Source organism: Arthrobacter sp. AL12, assembly GCF_029960645.1.
GTDB lineage: Bacteria > Actinomycetota > Actinomycetes > Actinomycetales > Micrococcaceae > Arthrobacter.
This window is the reverse complement of record NZ_JASBQY010000046.1, coordinates 1-783: the sequence shown is the minus strand read 5'-3', so window position 1 is coordinate 783 and position 783 is coordinate 1. Positions and strand designations below refer to the sequence as shown.

1 protein-coding gene is annotated in these 783 nt (G+C 65.3%); it reads left to right on the top strand.

What is annotated here, in order from left to right; genetic code table 11:
* Positions 1–88: 88 nt before the first annotated feature.
* The gene (locus QK291_RS18990; RefSeq protein ID WP_282384408.1) at positions 89–775 is read left to right on the top strand and encodes a hypothetical protein; all 687 of its coding nucleotides are present in this window, start codon (positions 89–91) and stop codon (positions 773–775) included.
* Positions 776–783 lie beyond the last annotated feature (8 nt).

Genomic DNA, 783 nt, shown 5'->3' with positions numbered 1-783 from the left:
CCGGACCCGCTGGAAAACGTGTCAGGCCGTGTTTTTACGGCCGCGGGACCGGGAACATCCCATTGAACCCTTTTCAAGGAGTACTGCCATGCGTACATCTCTCAAGACTTTCCTCGGCGTTGCCGCTGCCGGTTCGCTCATGTTTTCCCTGGCCGCCTGCAGCCCGGCGAACACCGCGTCTTCCGCTCCGGCCACCTCGGCCTCGGCGTCCTCCCCGGCCGCGGCGGAGAAGCCCAAGCCGCTGGCCTCGATCCCGGCGCTGACCGGTGTGTCGACCGCGGTGAAGCTTGATGCCTCGTTCGCGAAGGCGCTGGAGACGCTGAAGCTGACCCCGGGCACGGTCGGGACCGCCGCACTGACGGACGGTTCGCTGATCTTCCCGATCACCGGCGGCAAGGTCGATTACTACGACCCGGCCAAGGACTACCGCCCGTTCGTTCAGGGCCTGATCAGCCACGCCGGCTCCGGGTTCTCCCTCTCCGCCGGGGACACGAAGGTTGACCTGACCAACTTCACCATCGACCCGGGGACCTCCAAGCTCTACGGTGATGTCGCGGTCAACGGCGAGACCGCCGTGAAGCAGGCCTACATCTTCAACCTCGACGGCTCCACCCTGAAGCCCCTTCAGGCCGCCGGTGACACCGCGGTCCTGGAAGGCACCCGCGTGCTGATCTCCGACACCGCCGCCGGGCTGCTGAACAAAACCTTCAAGACCGACGCCGTGAAAGCCGACATGCTCGTCGGCATCGCCAAGATCACCGTCAACACCAAGTAACACCCACC

Bases quoted from the DNA above. Each gene is read 5' to 3' on its own strand.
- QK291_RS18990 (WP_282384408.1), top strand. From the start codon at position 89: ATGCGTACATCTCTCAAGACTTTCCTCGGCGTTGCCGCTGCCGGTTCG.